Genomic DNA, 18,579 nt, shown 5'->3' with positions numbered 1-18,579 from the left:
GGGTCACCTCCCGCAGTAGGTGTAGAAGAAGTCGGCCCGGTTGTCGGTGGCATCACCCACGGACGAGGACCGGGAGTTGGCGGCCTCGCGCCACAATGTGACGAACGGTTCGGCATCCTTGTCGTAGACCTCGACCGTGTGCTGGGTGTTGTTCACCCACGAGGTGGTCCGGTTCCCGAACCCGTAGTCCGTGAGGGACTGGTTGCCGCCGCAGTCGCGGAACTGCAGCATCCGCCCGCCAAAGTCCGCGTACTGGAAGAAGCAGTACCAGCCGCTGGGGCAGGTGGCAGCCGCGCCGGGCCGCGGGATGACCACCTTGACGGCGCCGTCGGCGTAGGAGATCTCGTTCGCCGTGGTCTGCATGCCGCCCGGATGGGCCGACTCCCCGCTTGGTTTCTCGGACTTGGTCAGGCTCAGTGTCGGCTCAGCGGGAGCGGCTGGGAGTACCTGCACCGTCGCAGCTGCCGGGACGGCGGACACGGTGAGCAAGCTGAGGGCGACCGCCGCGATGGCGGCAGCCGCCGTGGTACGCATCGGCATGGATGAGTTCCCCCTTTTTTTGCATGCGAGGCCGCAGGATGCGACTCGGTCTGATGCGAGACTCGGTGGCTGAGGGTGGATCCGCAGAGCGAAAACGGCACTTGCGGTGATCCCCCCGCGTAACCGGCGACACGATCTGGTCAAGGTCATGACATTCCCCCTTGGTGGTCTAGCGGCCTTCGCTCGGCAAGGGCCGTGTAGGGATCGCCTGGCCCCGGCAGTGCTGGCCGGTCGGAGCACAGGCTCGTGGAACTGCACGCACGCGGCCGCCACGTGCGGCATCGGATGAGGCGCAGCATGCGGATCCAGTCGGCCAGCGGGCTGAATTTCGCCTGGAAGTCGCGCTCAGCACTGGTTGAAGGTGGCCGCGTTGTACCAGATTTTCTTCAGGTCGCCGTTGAGGTACATAGCCCACTCACCGGCGGAGTTGCGGACGAATCCGATGTTGCGGCCGGTGTACTCACCTGCAGCGGTTTTCCCCTGGTACTCGGCTGTCCCCCGGTCCTCTTGGAAGTTCATTTTCCAGCCCGCAGTGAAGAAGGTGTTGTTCCCCACCGCACCGTCGGCCTCGAGGTGGTCGTACCGGTTCTGCCATCGCTTGGTCGAGTACGTGGTCTCGGGTCCGAAGCGGCAGTCGATGTCCGAGATCTCCCAGGGCTTTCCATCGGACCGCAGTGACTTGTCCGCCCACAGGATCGCTTGCCACATGCCGGCGAGGTTGCTGTAGGAGTGGGACGAGGCCGACACAATGCCTTCGTCGTTCCAGTCGTCGCGTCCGAGCCCCTTGCCGTGCACTACTCCCGCGGCCTCGTTGGCCGCGGCGGGCGCGACGGCGACGGCCAGTCCCACGCCGAAGGCCACGGCAGCGGCACCCACGGCAACTCTCCTGGGTAACGACATGAATTTGACTCCTTCCTGGGCGCGGCCTGGCCCCCGGTGGGCCTTTGGCGTTCCGCGCTCCATAGCGTTCTTTCTTCTCCCGCTCGCCCCGCAACAGTGCGGGCCCCGCTCAGGGTGCTCAGGACGGACGGGCCGGTCTGGCGGGCGAACATCCACCACGCTGCCCGTCGTACTAGCGCCTGACGTGAGCGGTCAGCTCGTACAGGGGCGCGGGCCGTCGTACGCCACCGACTCTCCACGCCGCCTGCGTTGTTGCGCAGCCCCGGTCGCAGTCCGCAACAATCGCGTCCTCCCAGGTGGGGCGGTGGGACAGTGGCCGAAGACCATCGCCCTGTCGCGGCGGAGCCTTGTCTAGCTCTTTTGCGGCTGCGTAGGTTGCGGTACGCGCGCTGCCGACGGCGGGCGACAACGAGGAACACGGGATACAGGGAGCACGACGAGCCAAGGGGGATCGAGTGGGCCGTCCGGAAGCTCCGTTGGATCCAGGCGCCGGGCCCGTACAGCGGTTTGCGCTGGAGTTGCGCAAGCTGCGCCAGGATGCCGGCTCGGTTACCTACCGGGTGCTGGCCCAGCGGACGCCGTACACGGTTTCGACGCTGTCCAGAGCCGCTTCGGGTGAGCTGCTGCCCTCGCTGCAGGTCACCATGGCCTACGTCCAGGCGTGCGGAGGAGACCCGGAGGAGTGGGAACAGCGCTGGAGACAGGCGGCGGAGGAAGCGGCAGCCGCGACAGCAGACCGGGACGACGCTGAGCCGCCGTACCAGGGTCTGACCCGGTTCGAACTCCACGATCAGGAGCGGTTCTTCGGCCGTGACGAGCTGGTCGCAGACCTGCTGGAGCTGGTGCAGCAGCACCGTCTGACCGCCGTCGTCGGCGCCTCCGGCAGCGGGAAGTCCTCGCTGCTGCGCGCCGGGCTGATCCCGGCCCTGCAGAAGGCGCTCTCGCAGGACCTACGCCCTGCGGCCATCCGGATCTTCACGCCCGGAGGGCATCCCGCCCGTACTCATGGCGGATTGTTCGCGCCGAAGGACTCCGATGACGACACGGTGGTCCTGGTCGACCAGTTCGAGGAGATCTTCACGCTGTGCGCCGACCCCGCGGAGCGGGCAGCGTTCATCGGCCTACTGCTGGCGGCGCGTGAGCCGGGGAACCGGTTACGCGTGATCATCGCGGTGCGCGCCGACTTCCTCGGGCGCTGCGCCGAACACCGCGGGCTCGCCGACGCGCTGCGCAGCGCCACCCTGCTGGTCGGGCCGATGAGTCCGGCCGAACTGCGGGAGGCGATCGTGAAGCCAGCCGCTGCCTCAGGGCTGATCGTGGAACGCGCCCTGACTGCCCGGCTCATCGAGGAAGTTCCCGATGAACCCGGGGGACTGCCCCTGCTGTCACACGTGCTCCTGGAAACCTGGCGCCGCCGCAGCGGCAAGATGCTGACCTTGGCGGGCTACCAAGCAGCTGGCGGCCTGGGGGGCGCGATCGCCAAGACCGCCGAGGAGGTCTATGGGCGGTTCGCCCAAGGCCAGGCGGCCGCGGCCCGCCGGGTATTGCTGCGGCTGGTCGCCCCTGGCGACGATGCCCCCGACACCCGCCGGCCTGCCGAGCGTGCGGAACTGGTGGCCTTCGGTGGGCAGGAAACCGAGACCGGCCCGGTGGTGGAGGCGCTCGCCCGGGCACGCCTGCTCACCCTGGACGACACCAGGGTCGAGCTTGCCCATGAGGCCCTGCTGACCGCATGGCCCAGACTGCACCGGTGGATCGAGGAGGACCGCGAACGCCTGTGCGAGCACCGGAGGCTGACCGAGGCGGCGCGTGCCTGGGAGGAATTGGGCCGCGACCCGGGCGCCCTGTACCGGGGAAGCCGACTCGCCACTGCAGAAGGCCACTTCAGCGGTGCAGAGCGGGCCGAAGACCTCACCGCCCTGGAGCACGACTTCCTCACCGCCGGCCTCACCACACGTGACCAGGAACAACGCGCCGCAACCCGCACCACCCGACGCCTGCGCCGACTGAGAGCAGCCCTGTCCGCCGTCGTGGTGCTGGCCCTTGTCGCGGGCGCGATCGCGTGGCAGCAGAGCGAGTCCGAGAAGCGGGAGCGGTTGCAGGCCGAGGCCCGCAGGATCGCGGCTCTGGCCGAGAGCCTGCGGGCGACGGACCCGGTCACCGCGATGCGGCTGAGCATCGCTTCCTGGACTCTGGCCGACCTCCCCGAGAGCCGCTCGGCGCTGATGAGCGCCGCGGTGCAGAAGGAGCAGGACGCCTTCACCGACCCCGATACCGATCCGGCCGTCGTGCGCTACCTCAGCGGCGACGGCCGCACCCTGGTCAGCGCCGGCGCGAAGCGGACCGTGACGTGGGACGTGCGCAGCCACCGGCGGACCGCTTCGTTACCCGGGCTCGGCGGCAGCCTTGCCCACGCCGGTGTGATGAGCCCCGACCTGCGACGACTCACTCTGCTGAACGGCGACGGCAGGGTGAGGATCTGGGACATGCGGGCCGGCCGTGACGAGGGGCAGCGTCTGCCGGCCGACGACGGAGCCGAGATCAGTCCGAGCGGCCGCATGCTTGTCCTGTACAACACAAACACCCGGGGATCCCAGGCGGCAATCCAAATCCGGGACATGCAGACCCGGCGCGTGCTACTGGAGCGCCGCATGGACAGCGTCCTGCCCCAGGTCGGCCCCGGGGAACCATACGATGTCTCGGACTTGGCCATCCGGCGACTGCACCAACAGCGCCGGGTAGTCAGCTACCCATTCCCCGATGCCCAGGTGAGCGCGGACGACCGGCTGATGGCGCTGTGCCTGCCCGGCGCCCGCCTGCAGATCTGGGACATCCCCCGGCGCCGCAAGCTGCCGACCGAGTGGGCCCCCAAGACGACCGCCGCCAACTGCTCCGAGGAAGATTTCCAGTTCACCCCCGACAGCCGGCACGTGGTCCTGCGCGGCCCAGCAGGAATCCGCAACTGGGAAATCGCTTCGGGGCGGGAACTGCCGAAGCTCCAGCACGAGGGACTGGAAGATCTCGAGTTCAGCCCGGACGGCAGGTTCATGGCCGCCACGGACCCCGACGAGGTCCTGTTGTGGCGGACCGATGCGCCCACGGCACCTGTCTTCCGGTATCCGCACTCCGACGAGACGGTCAGTGACCTCAGGCTGGACATGAAAGCACGCCGCATCCGCTATTTCGCGGGACGGTCCCAGACCGTGGTGCGCTCCCTCTCCCTCGACGGCGTCGTCGACTCCCGCTGGCAGAGCCGGCCCGCCGCATCGGCCTCCTTCAGCCCGGACGGCAGCACACTCGCCATCGCCCACCAGGACACCGATACCGGCCGGGCGCAGATCCAGTTGCACGACGGCCGCAACGGCAACCGCATGGCCAGCCTGCCGCCGGCCGCCTGCCCGACTCCCCCCGAAGGGCGGCAAAGTCCCCTGCCCTGCCCCGTGCACATGGCCTTCCGTCCCGATGGACGCATCCTCGCCTATGGCGTCAGCGACCCGACACAGTCCGTCCCGCCGGAGAGGCTGTCCCTGTGGGATGTTCCAGGCCGCCGCATCACCAAGTCCCTGACGGTGACGGGAACCGACCCCGACAACCCCGGCCTTCCCGCAAATTCCGTCAACGGCATCACCTTCCACCCGGAAGAAACGTCGCTGGTGACCTCCCGTATACCAGAGGACGAACGGCTCGAATTCTGGAACCTGCGCAGCGGGGACAAGACCCGCGACATTCGCGGCATCGGCGGTGAAACCCTGGCGGTGAAACCCGGCGGACGCATCCTGGCAACCAACCACGGCCAGTTCCTCGACCTGCGGTCCGGCCGGATCACACGCCGTGCACTCACCTCCGGCACGACGACGGCACTGGCATTCAGCCCGGACGGCACGTACCTCGCAGCAGGCGACGAATCCGGTCAGGTAACCGTGTGGGACGGCGACGCCCACGAGCCCCTCGGCATCCTTCCCGCGTCTCCGGTCCGTGACGGCCCGACCAGGTGGGCCTTCACGGACGGCCCGCCCAGGCGGGTGTCGGCGCTGGCATTCTCCCCGGACGGACGCACCCTGGCCGCCGCCGGCGATGACGGCACACTGCGGCTGTGGGACACCGACTCTAGCCGCCCGATCGGCTCCGCCCTCCCCACCCCAGGCACAGCCCTCCTGGCCCTGGCATTCAGCCCCGACAGCAAAACCCTCTACGCGGCAGGCGAGCACGTACCGCTGCAGACATACGACATCACCACGGGCCAGGCAGTCACCCTGGCATGCGACCGCGCCGGGGCAGGGCTGACCCCGGACGAATGGCAGACCCACATCCGCGACATCCCCTACCGACGGACCTGCTGAACAACCGCTGGCGGACGACCACAGCCCGGACGGACACACCCTGGCCACCGGCCCGCCGACGGGGTGAGCAGCTCCAACGCATAGCCGTAACGCCAACTATCGGATCTGACGCTTGTTGGTAGCCTCTACAAGCCGCTGGCCAGCGGAAACGAGCCCCGGCTCGTGCGGGGCGGCCATCAAGGACTCTAGGAAGTGACCGCGGTCAACCGCGGCGCCGGGCGGCAGGGTCGCTCGCGGCAGGGTCTCCAGCTTCTCCTTCGCCGTCTCCCGCTCCGCGTGGGCCAGCAGCTTCGTCGCGATCAGCACCTCCAGCAGATCCAGCGCGTCATCCACCGCCCGTGTCGTCAGGTAGACCGCAGTCGCCAACAGCATGGCGCCGCAGCAGTGACGCCTTGCCGTCCACGCCGTACCGGGGACAGCTCCGCCAGCCGCCGCGGCGGTATCCCCGTCACGTCAACCTCGCCCATCCAGAGGTTCGCGATCTCCTCCGCCCGCTCCAGGGCCCACTTCATCTGGGGCCCGGCGATGCGTACGGGGTGCGAGCAGAAGGCAGCCGAGCTGTACGGGAGGGTGGCAGCGTGCGGCCGACGAAGATTGAACGCTTCGTGGGTAAACAGGTTGCTGCACTTCGTCAACCCGGTAACCCCAGCTCCGCCACGAAGGGATGAAGTTGCTCAACTCTTTCTGAGACAGATCGCTCAGTGGTCCAGTCGGTGTTCATGCCTCGACACCGTCGTCTCAGGTGAGACAGCACAACCTCTGAGACAGTCCAACTGTTCCTAACGTCCGCGCGGTGGGGAAAGGCCGGCGCTTTCCGCTGGCATTGCTGCGCCCGGCACCGGCACCCGCCTGAGCGCCCCCGCGCCGGTACAGCACTACGAGGGTGCTCCCCCGCCTGCTGCGTCCCAGCCGTCCAGAAAGGCGGCCAGGGCGCGGCGTTGTTCTTCCTCGCGGGCGATCTGCCGGGCGAGGGCGTCGCGGTCGATGTACAGGTCGACGGCGGCGAGGACCAGGCGCCGGAGTTCGGCCGGCTCCAGCGCCTCGCGGGGTAGGTCATCCGGCTTCTTCGCCAAACCAACGATCATCACACCGATCAGACACGGGGATAGGGAATCGCCAGCCCATCCGTCACGGAACGTCACAGATCACCGGATCTGAAACAGCTTCTCAATCGCTGATGGCCACAAGGGATGGAATACCCGCAAGAAGAGCTCCAACCGTGATCAGCAGGATGCCCCAGATTTGAAGTCGCAGGCCGCCAATGGCGAGCTCGCGAGTCGTCGTCTCCAGCTTTGCCGAGTGGTCATTTAGCGCCGCCCATACGCGCCCGTGCTCCACCCTATTGTCCTCCCGCAGCTGATCGACCACAGCACTCAACGATGACAGCCCAGCAACAAGGGCTTGGAGCTCCGGGGCCACCGGCCCCTGGGCGCCCTTGATGCTCTCCACATCGACTCCCGTGGCGACCTCGCCTGCATACACATAGTGGTGGGTCGGTTTCCCCAGGGCCCGGCGCATGACGCGGTTGATGCGACTTGCTGCCGCCGTCAGTCGGTCACGCAGCCAACCAGACCCACGAATCACTGGCGCCCAGAACAACTCGACGTCTCGATGACGGCGCCACGTTTTCGTGAAGCCGATCAGTGCCAAAGATGCACCAGCTGCTTGCAGAACCAAGCCAACCAAGACCAACCACCATGAACCCGTCACCTGCCCACGTTACGAACCGGTCGGGCGACCAGCCTTCGACCCGCGCGGCTGGACGGTCATGATCCCCCCAGCGAGTGAACTCGCACCCACCTGCCAGCACTCTCAATCCGCGAACTGCGAGGGACCAGGGTCGATAACGGCACCCATCACTGGCTGGGGAGGGACATCTCATGAGAGTCCCAAACGGTGGAGAACACTTCCGGGGGCCCGCGCACGAGCTGGTGTCGGCTGCGCAAGGGCCGCTGAAGGCGCGGGAGCGCCGGCATCTGCTGAGCGCGGTACGGGCGGCCAGCCGGATGCGGATGACTGGGGCGCACTGGATTCTGCTGCTCACCGCGCCCCGGGAAGCATTCGGCAGCCCACGCAGCCAGCGGGCCCGCGCCTTCTACGAAGCGCTGGAGCAGGTGGCAGCTCAGCACGCGGCGCCCGCCGGGGATCAGCTGATGGAACCAACCTCATGCCGAGTAGCCGAGGGGAGTCTCACCCCTCGGCCCTCACAGCACCGTGCGTAACAGTCTCCCGTTACACGGCTCTTGTCGTTCTGATCGTCAGGCCGAGACGGCACTTGTGGTGAGGCGCCATTGAGCGAACATGCGGGGGTATCGCTGAGCGATCTCCTGCATCTTCGCGAGCGCCATCCTCTTGGCCGCGAGCCGTTTGTACTTCTCGCGGATCCAGCGCACCAGGTAGGCGTTGATGCGCATGGTGCAACTCCCAGGGCCGGCATCGGCCGTAGGAGTTGATCCAGCCCGCCACCAGGGGATTGACCCTGCGGGCGAGCTCGTTGAAGGTCAGATCCGTGCGGATGTGCGGGTGCCAGGAGCGCACCGTCCGCCCGATCTTCCCGGCAAGCTCGTGATGCGGGCGGCCGCAGGCGCGGCGGACGCAGTGCAGGAGCCTCGTTGGGGTGATCTTTCTCGGAGCGCCGAACTGCGCTGTGGTGGGCGGTGTTTCCTCAGCAGACCGAGTTGTCGACCTTGCGAGGAGTTCACATGACCGCCGCTGCCCCCTGGGCCGCTCTTCGGGAGGACGGAGTGGCTCACCTCATGATCACAGCCGCGGACGAGAAAACGATCCGTGCCATCGTCACCAGCCTTGGCCAGCACTACACCGTGCAGGAGCCCGACGTACGGCTGACCAGTGACGGCGTCGTCGAATCGCAGCTCTACATGCGTGTTGAGAATCAGACCGGCGGTTCTCAGTTGCCCTGACGCTGGACAAGCCGCCGACGGTCTGCCGTTGATCTAGACAGCGGGGAGGCGCCGCCCTTGTGCCCGTCGCTCGCGGCGGCGAGCCCGTCATGATGCGCCGATCCGCCAGGACGCACCGAGTTCCGCAAGGCGCCTGCGAAGTGCGCCGCGCTGCTCCTCCAGGTCCTGCGAGGCGGGCGACAGGAGATAGACGTTGTCGCGGTAGAGCCGGAACCCCAGGCTCTCCCACCCCCGGGTAATCTTGGCGCTCACGCGGTCCCACTCGGACCTGTCCCTCAGACGTTGGCTGCTGAGGTCGGTAATGCCGGGTGAGCATGCGACGGCCCGGCATCCGGCCATGAGCCGATGGATCGCCTCGCAACCGAGTACGGCCGCCAGGCCGTGCCCGCGCCACAGCGGATCCAGGGTCACCCTGTCCATGACCAGCAGCGCGGAGCCGACGTACGCCAGCAGTTCACCGACCTCGCTGGTGAAGGAACCCGTCTGCGGGTCGAGGAGGACCTGGGCGGTCTCGTACAGCTCCTCGGACTCCTCTTCCATGGCCCAGTAGGCATTCCGGCCGCGGTCGAGATGCACCCGGTAGAAGGTCATCTCCCCGACGGCGACATCCTCCGTCGTGCACGACGGGCATCCGGCGGTGGCGCAGCCCCTGCCCTCCTCCGGGCCCTGCCCGCCGTCCTGCGTACGCCGGCGGTGCAGGACGGCGACGTTCCAGCGCTCCAGCGTGTCGGCCTGCGGGGTGTCCCAGAGTTCGTCGTCGTAGGAGGTGCGCAGGTGCAGCTCGGTGGGGTCGCCGGGCAGCGACGGGGACTCGATCACTGCGGCAGCGTAGCGAGGCACACGCGGTTCGCCTGCCCTTACGTCCGCTCCACGGGAACTGCCGCCCGACAGCGAGATGTGCCGGGCGACTTCGGACAGGGCGCGGCGGACCGGGCCGGCGCCCATCGCGGTCGTTCGAAACCGCCACGGCGCTGGCCGGAGCAGTCAACCGCAGTCGGCCGTGAAGGCTCGCGGGAGTGGCATGGCCCTCACCCGCTTGCATTTCCCGGACAGAGAATCGAACATGTGTTCATGCAAGTCGTTTCGCCTGGTGAGCGAGGGACTCCGGAGGCGACCGGAGCCAGGTCCGGCACGCTCTCCAGCCTGCTCCCAGGCGGGAAGCTGCCCCGCGGCGCGGTGGTGAGCGCTGGGGGCGACCTGCCCCTGCTGATCGCGTTGGCGGCGGAGGCCGCCGCCAACGGCGGGGCCTGGGCAGCGGTCGGTCTGCCGCAGCTCGGCGGGCTGGCTGCGGCGGATGCCGGTCTGGACCTGGCGTGCGGGCTGGCTGTACCCGAGCCGGGACGGCGGTGGCCCGAGGTGCTGGCGACGGTGTGCGAGGCGGCGCCGGTGGTCTTGCTCGGCCCGGTGGGGCAGGTGGCCTTGCGTACGAGCCGTCGTATTGCGGCCCGCTTGCGGCGCTCCGGCACGACGTTGCTGACCTGGCAGGACTGGCCGGAGGCGCAGCTGCGGTTGCGGGTGGCCGAGGCCCGCTGGGATGGGCTCGGAGACGGCTTTGGTCTGCTCGCCGGTCGCCGTACCCGTCTGGTGGTGACCGGTCGGGGCGCGGCGGCGCAGCCGCGATATGCCGAGGTGTGGCTGCCCGGGCCGGACGGCTCGGTGCGGCTCATCGCCGAGCCCGCTGCCACCGCGGACGCGGATGTGGTGCCGCTGCGGCCCGTCACCGCGGGGTGAGCCAGCAGTGCGTGCACTAGTGACCTGGATGATGGACTGGCCGGTGGTGGCCGCGGGCGCGGATCACGACGAGCCCGTGGCGATCATCGCGCGGGAGCGGGTGATGGCCTGTTCGAAGGAGGCCCGCCGGCAGGGCGTGAAGCGGGGGATGCGGGTACGCCAGGCATCCGGACGCTGCCTCCACCTCAGGCTGCTCGACCGGGACCCCGAAGCGGAGGTGCGGGCGTTCGAGCCGGTGCTGCGCCTGCTGGAGAAACGGATCGCACCGCACATGGAAGTCCTGCGCCCCGGCCTGATCGCCCTGCCCTCGCGCGGCCCCGCCCGGTACTTCGGCGGCGAGCCGGCCCTGGTGGAGCGCATCACCACCGTGCTCACCGACGCCGGGATCGAAGCACGTACCGGAGCGGCGGACACCGTGTTCGCCGCCGCCCTGGCGGTACGCGCCGGGCAGGTCGGCCACCTGGTACCGGCCGGGCAGACCGCGCACTTTCTGGCCCCGTATCCGGTGGGGGTGCTGGGCTGCCCGCGGCTGTCGCAGCTGCTGCCCCGCCTGGGCATCACCACCTTGGGGGCGTTCGCGGCACTGCCGAGTGAACGGGTGCTGGCCCGGTTCGGACACGACGGCGCCGCGGCACAACGCACCGCCCGCGGCCAGGAGGCCCGGCCGCTCAACACATCCGGGGCGGACAGTGACTACAGCGTGGCCGAAGCGTTCGAGCCGCCCGAGGACAATCTCGAGCCGGTCACGTTCATTGCCAAAGCCCTCGCCGAACAGCTTCACGCCCGTCTCGCGCGGGCCGGTGCGGTGTGTGCCAGGCTGCAGGTCGAAGTGGGCCTCACGTCCGGGCTGCGCCTGTCGCGGCTGTGGCGGCACGAGGGTCGGCTCTCGGCGCTGGCGGTCGCCGAGCGAGTGCGCTGGCAGATCGCCGCCTGGGCCGAGACCGGGCAGCTCGACGCCTCTGCGGCGGGGATCACCACACTGCGACTGGTCCCCGAAGGACTGTCGGCGGCGACCGGCAGGCAGTCGCTGTTGTTCGGGACTCGGATCGCACCGGAAGAACTGGAGCACGCCGCGGGGCAACTGCAGGCGATGCTCGGACACCGCGCGGTGGTACGTCAGGAACTCGCCGGAGGCCGCGGGCCGGGCGAGCGGATTGTGGACATCCCGTACGGCGATGCGCGCTCACGCCCGTTGGTGGAGGGGACGTGGCCGGGGCGGCTGCCGGCCCCGCACCCGGCCGTCGTCTACCCCACCGCGCGCCCTGCCCAGGTGATCGGGGCAGATGGTGGCACGGTCGGGGTGAGCGGACGCGCCCTGCTCACCCAGGCCCCTGCCGCGCTGTCCATCGACGGCGCCGCGCCGGTGGCGGTGACCGGGTGGACCGGACCGTGGCCGGTGCTGGAGGACTGGTGGATCCCCGCGCAGGCCCGCCGCCTTGCGCGCCTGCAGATCGCCTGCGCGGACGGCCGCGCCTGGCTGCTGCACATCCAGGACGGCCGGTGGGCGGTGGAGGCGCTCTATGGCTGACCCTCGCGGGGAGGTGCTGTACTTCCCCGGCAGGCGCGCCGCGCCGACGCCTGTGGGCGGCGGCTGGGCGGAGTTGCATGTGCACTCCGCCGGCTCGTTCCTCTTCGGCGCCAACCACGTGGAGGAGTTGGTCGCCGAGGCCGTCCGCCTCGGTATCGAGGCCCTGGCGATCACCGACACCAACGGGCTGTACGGCGCGAGACGTCTGGCGGAGGCCGCGGGCGCGTACGGCATCGGCACCATCTACGGCGCCGAGCTCACCTTGGACCAGGGCCTCGGGTCGATCGTGGTGATCGCCCGCAGCCTGCTGGGCTTTACTCGGCTGTCTGCGGCGATCAGCGCCGGGCAGTTGGCCGGTGCCAAGGGCGCCCCGCTCTACGACCTCCACGCCCTCTCGGCTGCCGCGCACGAGGGCCAGTGGGCGATCCTCACCGGCTGCCCCGTCATCGGCGAGGCCGCGTACGACACCGCCGCCATCCATGCCCGGACGGACCGGTTGGTGGACCTGTTCGGCCGCACCCACCTGTACGCCGAACTCGTCGATCACCGGCTGCCCGAAGACGGCCCGCGCAACGCCGCCGTGCACGCGGCGGCGCAGCGATGGCGTCTGCCGGTGGTGGCCACGAACGCGGTGCGGTACGCGGCCCCGCGTTCTGCGCGGCTGGCGGCGGCGCTGACCGCGCTGCACCGCCGCGAGAACCTCGACACCGCGATCGGGGAGCTGCCGCCGGCCCCGACGGCGCATCTGCGCAACGCCGAGGAGATGCGCATCCTCATGGCCCGCTACCCGCAGGCCGTCGCGTCCGCCGTCGACCTCGCCCGCGGCAGCGTCATCGACCTGAGCAGACTGCGCCCGCAGCTGCCTCACTTCGAGGTGCCCGCCGGGCACACCCCCGGCAGCTATCTGCGCCACCTCGCGGAAGAAGGCTGCGCCCGCCGCTACGGGCCGCGCACCGACCCGGCAGCCGGGGCGGCATGGAAACAGCTCGACTACGAACTGTCCGTGATCAACGACATGGGCATGCAGGGCTACTTCTTGATCTGCTGGGACATCACGCGGTACGCGGCCGAGCAGGGGATCTGGTGCCAGGGGCGCGGCAGCGCCGCCTCCTCGGTGGTCTGCTACGCGCTGGGCATCACCTCCGTCGACGCACTCAAGCACGGCCTGCTCTTTGAGAGATTTCTGCACGCCGAAAAGACCGACCCGGACATCGACATCGATTTCGAGAACGACCGCCGGGAGGAGGTGATCCAGTACCTGTATGCCAAATACGGCCGGTCGCACTGCGCACAGGTGGCGAACCTCATCACCTACCAACCCCGCCTGAGTGTACGGGATTCAGCACGCGCCCTCGGTTATCCCATGGCACGGATCAATGAGATGACCCGCCATATTCACCACGAGCCACCCGGGCCAGAGGCCGACATCCCCGACGACGTGCGCTCCCTCGCAGGACAACTGCACACCCTGCCACGGCATTTGGGTATCCACGTCGGGGGGATGGTGCTGACCCGCCAGCCCATCGGGGAAATCATGCCGGTCGAATGGGCCACCCGCGAAGGCCGCTCGGTACTGCAAGGCGACAAAGACGATGTGGCCGCCGCCCACCTTCTGAAAATTGACATCCTGGGATTGGGCATGCTGGCCGCCTTGCACACCGCATGCGACCTCATTGCCGAACACCACGGAATCAGCCTGGACATGGCCACGATTCCACAGGACGACCCGGACGTGTACGCCATGATTGCCGCAGGTCAGACCATAGGCGTGTTCCAGGCCGAGTCAAGGGCGCAGGTCTCGACCCTGCCGCAGCTTCAGCCACGGTGTTTCGAGGACCTCGCGGTGGCCGCCTCAATCATCAGGCCGGGCCCTATTCAGGCCGGATCAAAACATCCGTATTTGCGGCGGCGGGCCGGACTGGAGCCCGTCACCTATCCGCATCCGCTCGCCGAACCAGCGCTTTCCAGAACCCTCGGGGTCGCTTTGTGGCAAGAGCAGGCCATGGCCCTGGCCATCGACTGTGCGGATTTCACCCCGGGCGAGGCAGACCGTCTCCGAAAGGCGATGGCCGCCAAGCACTCTCCCGAAAAGGTGGCACAGCTGCGCGGACGACTGCTTGCCGGAATGGCCACCAAGGGCATCAATCAAGCCGCCGCCGAGCGCATTGTGGGCATGATAGAAGCGTTTTCGGATTATGGATTCCCGCAGTCTCATGCCCAGTCGATGGCGGGCATCATTTATGCCAGCGCCTGGGTGAAGTACCACTTTCCGCATGCCATGCTTGCGGGGATCATGGCGCATCTCCCGATGGGGTTCTACGACTCCCAGACCCTCATCCAGGATGCCAAGCAGCACGGCATCGAGGTCCGGGGTGTCGACATGCAGTGCTCCGGTGTGCACGCCACGCTCGAGCCTCACGCCGATCAGCCGGAGCGGCGGCCGGCGATCCGGCGCGGACTGACCTCCGTGACGGGGGTCAGCGAGGAGATCGCCGAGCGGATCCTGACGGCGCGCGGCACCGTGGCGTTCCCCTCGGTGGCCGACGTCGCCCGCCGCACGCGGCTGTCGGCGAAGCTGATGGAGCAGCTGGCCACCGCCGGAGCGTTCGATGGCCTCGGCGTGGACCGGCGCACCGCCCTGTGGTCGGCCGGCGCCTACACGGGCGAGATCCAGGACGTCCTTCCGGGGTTGGACGACCTGGCGCCCGCGCCGGAGTTGCCGGTCATGACCGCGGCCGAGGCCACTGCCGCCGACCTCTATGCCTCTGGCGCCAGCGCCACCGCCCACCCGGCGCAGCACCTGCGTGCTCTGCTGGCCTCGCACGGGGCGCAGCCTGCGCGCGAGGCCCGTGACCTGGCCGACCAGACCCGGGTGCAGGTCGGCGGACTGGCCAAGTACATCCAACGGCCCCCGACGGCGAAGGGGGTGGCGTTCGGCGCCCTGGAGGATGAGACCGGCATGATCAACCTGGTCTTCTCTCCCCCGGTCTGGGAACGTACGCGCGAGACGGTCCTCGGCGCCCCTGCGGTGCTGCTGGAGGGGCACATCGAGCGAGACCGCGGCTCGGTCAACATGATCGTGCACCGCGCGCACGCACTCGCGGGCCCGGCTCGGGCCCATCAGCCGGGGCGATTCAGGTGACGATCCGCGGGAAGCGAAGCCTCTACGAGCCTTTACGGCCACGGCGGCTATCGGCGGTACGGCCGGCCGGGGCGATGGCGCGGCCTTGAGCGCCTCCATCAGCTGGCCCCACGTAAGCGCCCACGACAAAGCCCCCGGAATCGAACGATCCGATTCCGGGGGCTTCGCGGAGTGAAGCGGGTGAGGTCAGCTCGTGGTGGAGCCGTCGTCGGTGGCGTTGTCCGCGCGTCGGCGACGGGCCGCGAAGAGGGCGCCTCCGCCGGCAGCGATCAGGACTCCGGCGCCGCCGATCAGCCACGGGGTGGCGTCGGCGCCGGTGTGCGCGAGGGAACCGGCGGGGGCGGGGGCCGCGGTGCTCGACGCGGTCTCGTCGGAGGTCGGGGTACCCGAGGCGGACGGCGCCGGGTTGTCCTCATCCTTGCCGGGCTGGTCCGGGGTCGGCCGGTTGCTTGGCTTGGCGGTCGGCTTCTCCGTGGGCGGCGGGGTGGTGACGGTCTTGGCATTGGTGACGGTTACGGGCACGGGATCGCCCGGCTTGGCCTTGAATGCCTTCACGGACGTGTGGATCTCGTAGCCAGGGGGTGCCTTCACCTGTTTGACCCAGAAGTCGCTGCCGGTGCGGGAGTTGAGGGGCAGCTTGCCGCTGGCCGTGCCGTCGGAGCCGGTGGTCAGCGTCAGGATGGTCTTGGCGCCGCTACCGATGTTGACCGTGGATCCGGCCAGCAGCTTGCCGGTCTTGTCGTCCTTGGCCTTCAGCAGGACTGAGGCGGGTTTGAACGGGTTGATGATGGTCAGCGGGGTGTCGGTACCAGGGGTGACGATGACGTCCTGGTCGGCGACGACCTCGTGGATCGGGCTGCCGGAGGCCGTCTCCTTGAGCCGGTAGACGCCCGGCGCGAGGTCGGGGAAGGTCAGCTTCCCCTGTGCGTCGGCCTTCCCGCGTCCGGCTTCTTGGCCGGCGGAGTCGAGCAGCAGGAACGCGGCGCCGGGCAGCGCGTCCCCGGCCGTGTCCTTGGTGGTGATCTCGACGCTGCCCGCGTCCGGGGCCGGTGTCTCGGCCGGGGCAGCGGACGCCGAGGGGGTCGGTTCGGAGGGCTGGGCGCTCGCGGCCGGCGCCCAGGTGAGGGTGCCGGTCACCGCGACGGCGACGGCGACGGCGACGGCGACGGATCGGACGAAACGTGCGTGCACGAGGAGGAGAACTCCTTGAGTCAGGGGGGAAGGTCATCGGGTTCGGCCAGAGGCCGGGGCGGGAGGCGGCGGGGCAACAGCTGTGTTGCCGTGCGACTGCTTGGCTGTCGTGGTGGCGACGTAGAGGGCGCGGCGGGTGCGGACGGGGACGTCCTTCGCAGCGCGGTGCAGTGGCTCGGTGGAGATCAGCGAGGCGGTGAAGGCCGCGACGAGCGCGGTGGGTGTCCCAAAGGAGAAGCGTGCCGTCCAGTGCGGCTCGATGGGGTATCCGCCCCAGGCCCGCCAGGCCGGCCCGCTGGAGCCGCTGATGGCGTACCGGTGGCGTACGCCGCCGAGTCCTTCCGGGGTGAGGAAGGTCTGTGTGCCGTCGGTCTTGACGTCGTGGCTCCAGCCGCGGGTGAGCAGCGGTACGTACGCCTCGTGCGGCGCCATCTCGTCCTGGAACAGCCGGTCCTGGTCGCTGTGCCGGTCTTCGAGGTAGAGGTCGAGCAGTTCGGTGTGGACGTCGTGCAGCAGCTCGACAGGGGTGGTGGCGTCGAAGCTGATCCGCCAGGCCGGCGGGGTGAACGGGGCCCGGTGCGCGCTGATGGTCCACGTGCCCTTGCCGGGCTGGTCGGGCTGGGGGTCGTAGGTGGTCTGCAGTCGCAGGCACGGGCTGAAAGCGGCGGCCGTGCCGTCGTCGGTCTGGGCGAACGGCCAGCCCTCGTCGAAGGGGAAGGCCCAAGCGCTGCGAGGGTCAACGGCGCCGGGCCCGGCAAGGTGGCGGGGAAGGACCTGCACGGTGTGGGCGGGGTCGAGGTTTTCAAAGGGGTGGGTCATCACGGGCAGGGCTCCTGCTGGAGAGTGCGGGACGCCGGCGCTGGTGGTGTGGGCGCGGCTCAGCGGGCGCGGGCGCCGCTGCGGGCGGCCGGCATGGCGGGAGACGTGTGGGCGGTCCGGCCCGTGGCGCGGCTCGGCATGGACGCGGTCCAGGCGCCGAGGAACCAGATGGCGGTGTACTGCTCGATGGCGTCGCGCAGCCCGGTGGTGACGGCCCCGTCCCACGGGGGCCGACCGGGGCGGTGGTACTTGTCAAAGGTGCCGTACTGCTTGGTGTTCGGCCCGGTGTTGGTGGCTTCGTCGCGGCGGTGGAAGGTTCCGTGATCCACGAAGCTCAGCGCGACTGCGTCGATCTCGCCGCGTTCCGGGTGGACGATCGCCGCACGCAACCCGCCGTAGGTGTCCGCGTGGATGGTGCGGGTGAAATCGAGCCGCAGCCGCAGCGGTGCGCCGGGGACGGGAACGGCCAAGTACGTGTTGCCCACGACGGCGTGGTCGTGGAAGGGGAGGCACAGCTCTGCGAAGAACTCAGGGGCCTGCAGGGACAAGAGGGGCTCCGGTAGAGGTCGGGCTGGTCCTACCGGCGTGGACCGGGCAGGGCCGGTCGGCTGGTGGTGCTCCAGCGCGGAACGCTGGCCGCGGAGAGCGCGGCCGGGCGGCGGGACGCTACGGCCCGCTGCACGTCGAGCGGGGTGGGGGCCGGCGGTCCGGGCGGAAGGATCGGGGTGAGCTGGGCCATGCCCTTGATGTAGCTGAAGGTCGCCTCGCGCCACCGCGGCAGCGGCGCCGGATCGGCGACGCACTCAGTGACGGCGGTGAGCAGGGCGACGGGCGTGTCGGTGCTGGCTGTCGCGTACCAGACAGGTCGTTCGATGGAGTTCCCGGCCCACAGCTGCCAGCGGGCGTCCCGCGTTGTCAGTTCGGCTTCCGGATCGAGGTCGCCGATGGTGAACTCCAGGCCGGCGTGTCCGTCCGGGGACTGGACCGCGAAGACGCCCCAGCGCGGACGGTCGATCTCCCAGCCCTGTTTCAGGAGCGGGACGACGGCGAGGAAGGGGTCGTGCTCGTCGGTACCGGAGACGGGCCGGGCGAGGTAGGTGTCCGGACCCTGCTCGTACGCCGTGGCGAGGACGGTGGTGAACGCCTGGACGAACTCGGTGGGGACGCGGTCGTTGAAACAGACGCCCCACGCCGGCGGGCCGAACGAGTCCTTGTAGGCGTTGATACGCCACAGCCCGTCGTCCTCGCCCTCGGGCAGGTAGCCCAGGCGAACGCGCCGGTCGGGAGCGCTCAGGTACACGTTGGAGTCCTCGTCGTACCGGAGGTCCCAGCCGAGGTCGAGCAGCGGGGCGAGAGCGGGGTCGCCGGTCCCGGTGGTGGAGGCGAGATGGCGCGGGGAGATGTAGACGTCGCCGTCGATCTCTTTGGTGTCGGGCACGAAGGTCCAGGGGGTCGGGGCGGTGGTGG

General features: G+C 69.5%; 15 protein-coding genes and 2 pseudogenes. 5 read left to right on the top strand and 12 right to left on the bottom strand.

Annotation, left to right across the window (positions count from 1 at the left end; all coding sequences use genetic code 11):
• Nucleotides 1-3 precede the first annotated feature (3 nt).
• Both AB0I77_RS15425 and AB0I77_RS15420 read right to left on the bottom strand, forming a co-directional pair.
• Nucleotides 4-540 (bottom strand): peptidase inhibitor family I36 protein, encoded by a 537-nt coding sequence (locus AB0I77_RS15425; RefSeq protein WP_363283047.1) that lies wholly within the window; start codon nucleotides 538-540, stop codon nucleotides 4-6.
• Nucleotides 541-885: 345 nt separating this feature from the next.
• The gene (locus tag AB0I77_RS15420; RefSeq protein ID WP_363283046.1) at nucleotides 886-1,416 is read right to left on the bottom strand and encodes a hypothetical protein; all 531 of its coding nucleotides are present in this window, start codon (nucleotides 1,414-1,416) and stop codon (nucleotides 886-888) included.
• A gap of 479 nt (nucleotides 1,417-1,895) precedes the next feature.
• Here AB0I77_RS15420 and AB0I77_RS15415 point away from each other — a divergent pair, with 479 nt between their 5' ends.
• Nucleotides 1,896-5,780 (top strand): hypothetical protein, encoded by a 3,885-nt coding sequence (locus AB0I77_RS15415; RefSeq protein ID WP_363283045.1) that lies wholly within the window; start codon nucleotides 1,896-1,898, stop codon nucleotides 5,778-5,780.
• Between the two features lie 231 nt (nucleotides 5,781-6,011).
• On the opposite strand, the pseudogene AB0I77_RS15410 reads toward AB0I77_RS15415, so the two are convergent.
• The 5 genes and pseudogenes from AB0I77_RS15410 to AB0I77_RS15390 all read right to left on the bottom strand — a co-directional run.
• A pseudogene (locus AB0I77_RS15410) lies at nucleotides 6,012-6,316 on the bottom strand (Tn3 family transposase); the annotation flags it as partial.
• 339 nt (nucleotides 6,317-6,655) lie between these two features.
• Nucleotides 6,656-6,865 (bottom strand): hypothetical protein, encoded by a 210-nt coding sequence (locus tag AB0I77_RS15405; RefSeq protein ID WP_363283044.1) that lies wholly within the window; start codon nucleotides 6,863-6,865, stop codon nucleotides 6,656-6,658.
• A gap of 82 nt (nucleotides 6,866-6,947) precedes the next feature.
• Nucleotides 6,948-7,490: a hypothetical protein gene (locus tag AB0I77_RS15400; RefSeq protein ID WP_363283042.1), complete on the bottom strand. Its 543-nt coding sequence runs from the start codon at nucleotides 7,488-7,490 to the stop codon at nucleotides 6,948-6,950.
• 548 nt (nucleotides 7,491-8,038) lie between these two features.
• Nucleotides 8,039-8,194, bottom strand: a complete 156-nt coding sequence (locus AB0I77_RS15395; protein ID WP_363283263.1) for a hypothetical protein — start codon at nucleotides 8,192-8,194, stop codon at nucleotides 8,039-8,041.
• Nucleotides 8,195-8,252: 58 nt separating this feature from the next.
• A pseudogene (locus tag AB0I77_RS15390) lies at nucleotides 8,253-8,318 on the bottom strand (hypothetical protein); the annotation flags it as partial.
• 164 nt (nucleotides 8,319-8,482) lie between these two features.
• Here AB0I77_RS15390 and AB0I77_RS15385 point away from each other — a divergent pair.
• A complete protein-coding gene (locus tag AB0I77_RS15385) occupies nucleotides 8,483-8,701 on the top strand; it encodes a hypothetical protein (protein ID WP_363283041.1) in 219 nt (72 codons plus the stop codon).
• Nucleotides 8,702-8,788: 87 nt separating this feature from the next.
• Here AB0I77_RS15385 and AB0I77_RS15380 read toward each other — a convergent pair whose 3' ends face one another.
• Nucleotides 8,789-9,520, bottom strand: a complete 732-nt coding sequence (locus AB0I77_RS15380; protein WP_363283040.1) for a hypothetical protein — start codon at nucleotides 9,518-9,520, stop codon at nucleotides 8,789-8,791.
• 252 nt (nucleotides 9,521-9,772) lie between these two features.
• Between AB0I77_RS15380 and AB0I77_RS15375 the strand changes: the two genes are divergently transcribed.
• The 3 genes from AB0I77_RS15375 to AB0I77_RS15365 are packed head-to-tail and all read left to right on the top strand — an operon-like array spanning nucleotide 9,773 to nucleotide 15,102.
• Entirely contained in the window at nucleotides 9,773-10,432 is a 660-nt protein-coding gene (locus AB0I77_RS15375) for a hypothetical protein (RefSeq protein WP_363283039.1), read from the top strand.
• A gap of 7 nt (nucleotides 10,433-10,439) precedes the next feature.
• Nucleotides 10,440-11,960, top strand: a complete 1,521-nt coding sequence (locus AB0I77_RS15370) for a DNA polymerase Y family protein (RefSeq protein WP_363283038.1) — start codon at nucleotides 10,440-10,442, stop codon at nucleotides 11,958-11,960.
• Nucleotides 11,961-11,973: 13 nt separating this feature from the next.
• Entirely contained in the window at nucleotides 11,974-15,102 is a 3,129-nt protein-coding gene (locus tag AB0I77_RS15365; RefSeq protein ID WP_363283037.1) for an error-prone DNA polymerase, read from the top strand.
• 186 nt (nucleotides 15,103-15,288) lie between these two features.
• Here the strand turns inward: AB0I77_RS15365 and AB0I77_RS15360 are convergent, their stop codons facing one another.
• The 4 genes from AB0I77_RS15360 to AB0I77_RS15345 are packed head-to-tail and all read right to left on the bottom strand — an operon-like array spanning nucleotide 15,289 to nucleotide 18,550.
• Complete coding sequence (locus AB0I77_RS15360; RefSeq protein WP_363283036.1) at nucleotides 15,289-16,293, bottom strand: SpaA isopeptide-forming pilin-related protein; 1,005 nt, start codon at nucleotides 16,291-16,293, stop codon at nucleotides 15,289-15,291.
• Nucleotides 16,294-16,326: 33 nt separating this feature from the next.
• Nucleotides 16,327-17,112, bottom strand: coding sequence for a DUF317 domain-containing protein (locus AB0I77_RS15355; RefSeq protein ID WP_363283035.1), 786 nt, complete (start codon nucleotides 17,110-17,112; stop codon nucleotides 16,327-16,329).
• Nucleotides 17,113-17,171: 59 nt separating this feature from the next.
• Nucleotides 17,172-17,660: a hypothetical protein gene (locus tag AB0I77_RS15350; protein WP_363283034.1), complete on the bottom strand. Its 489-nt coding sequence runs from the start codon at nucleotides 17,658-17,660 to the stop codon at nucleotides 17,172-17,174.
• Between the two features lie 29 nt (nucleotides 17,661-17,689).
• Nucleotides 17,690-18,550 (bottom strand): DUF317 domain-containing protein, encoded by an 861-nt coding sequence (locus AB0I77_RS15345; RefSeq protein ID WP_363283033.1) that lies wholly within the window; start codon nucleotides 18,548-18,550, stop codon nucleotides 17,690-17,692.
• Nucleotides 18,551-18,579: the final 29 nt, after the last annotated feature.

Source organism: Streptomyces sp. NPDC050619, from assembly GCF_040654815.1.
Taxonomy (GTDB): Bacteria; Actinomycetota; Actinomycetes; order Streptomycetales; family Streptomycetaceae; genus Streptomyces.
Note: the sequence above shows the minus strand (reverse complement) of the source record. Positions and strands in the feature narration are given on the sequence as shown.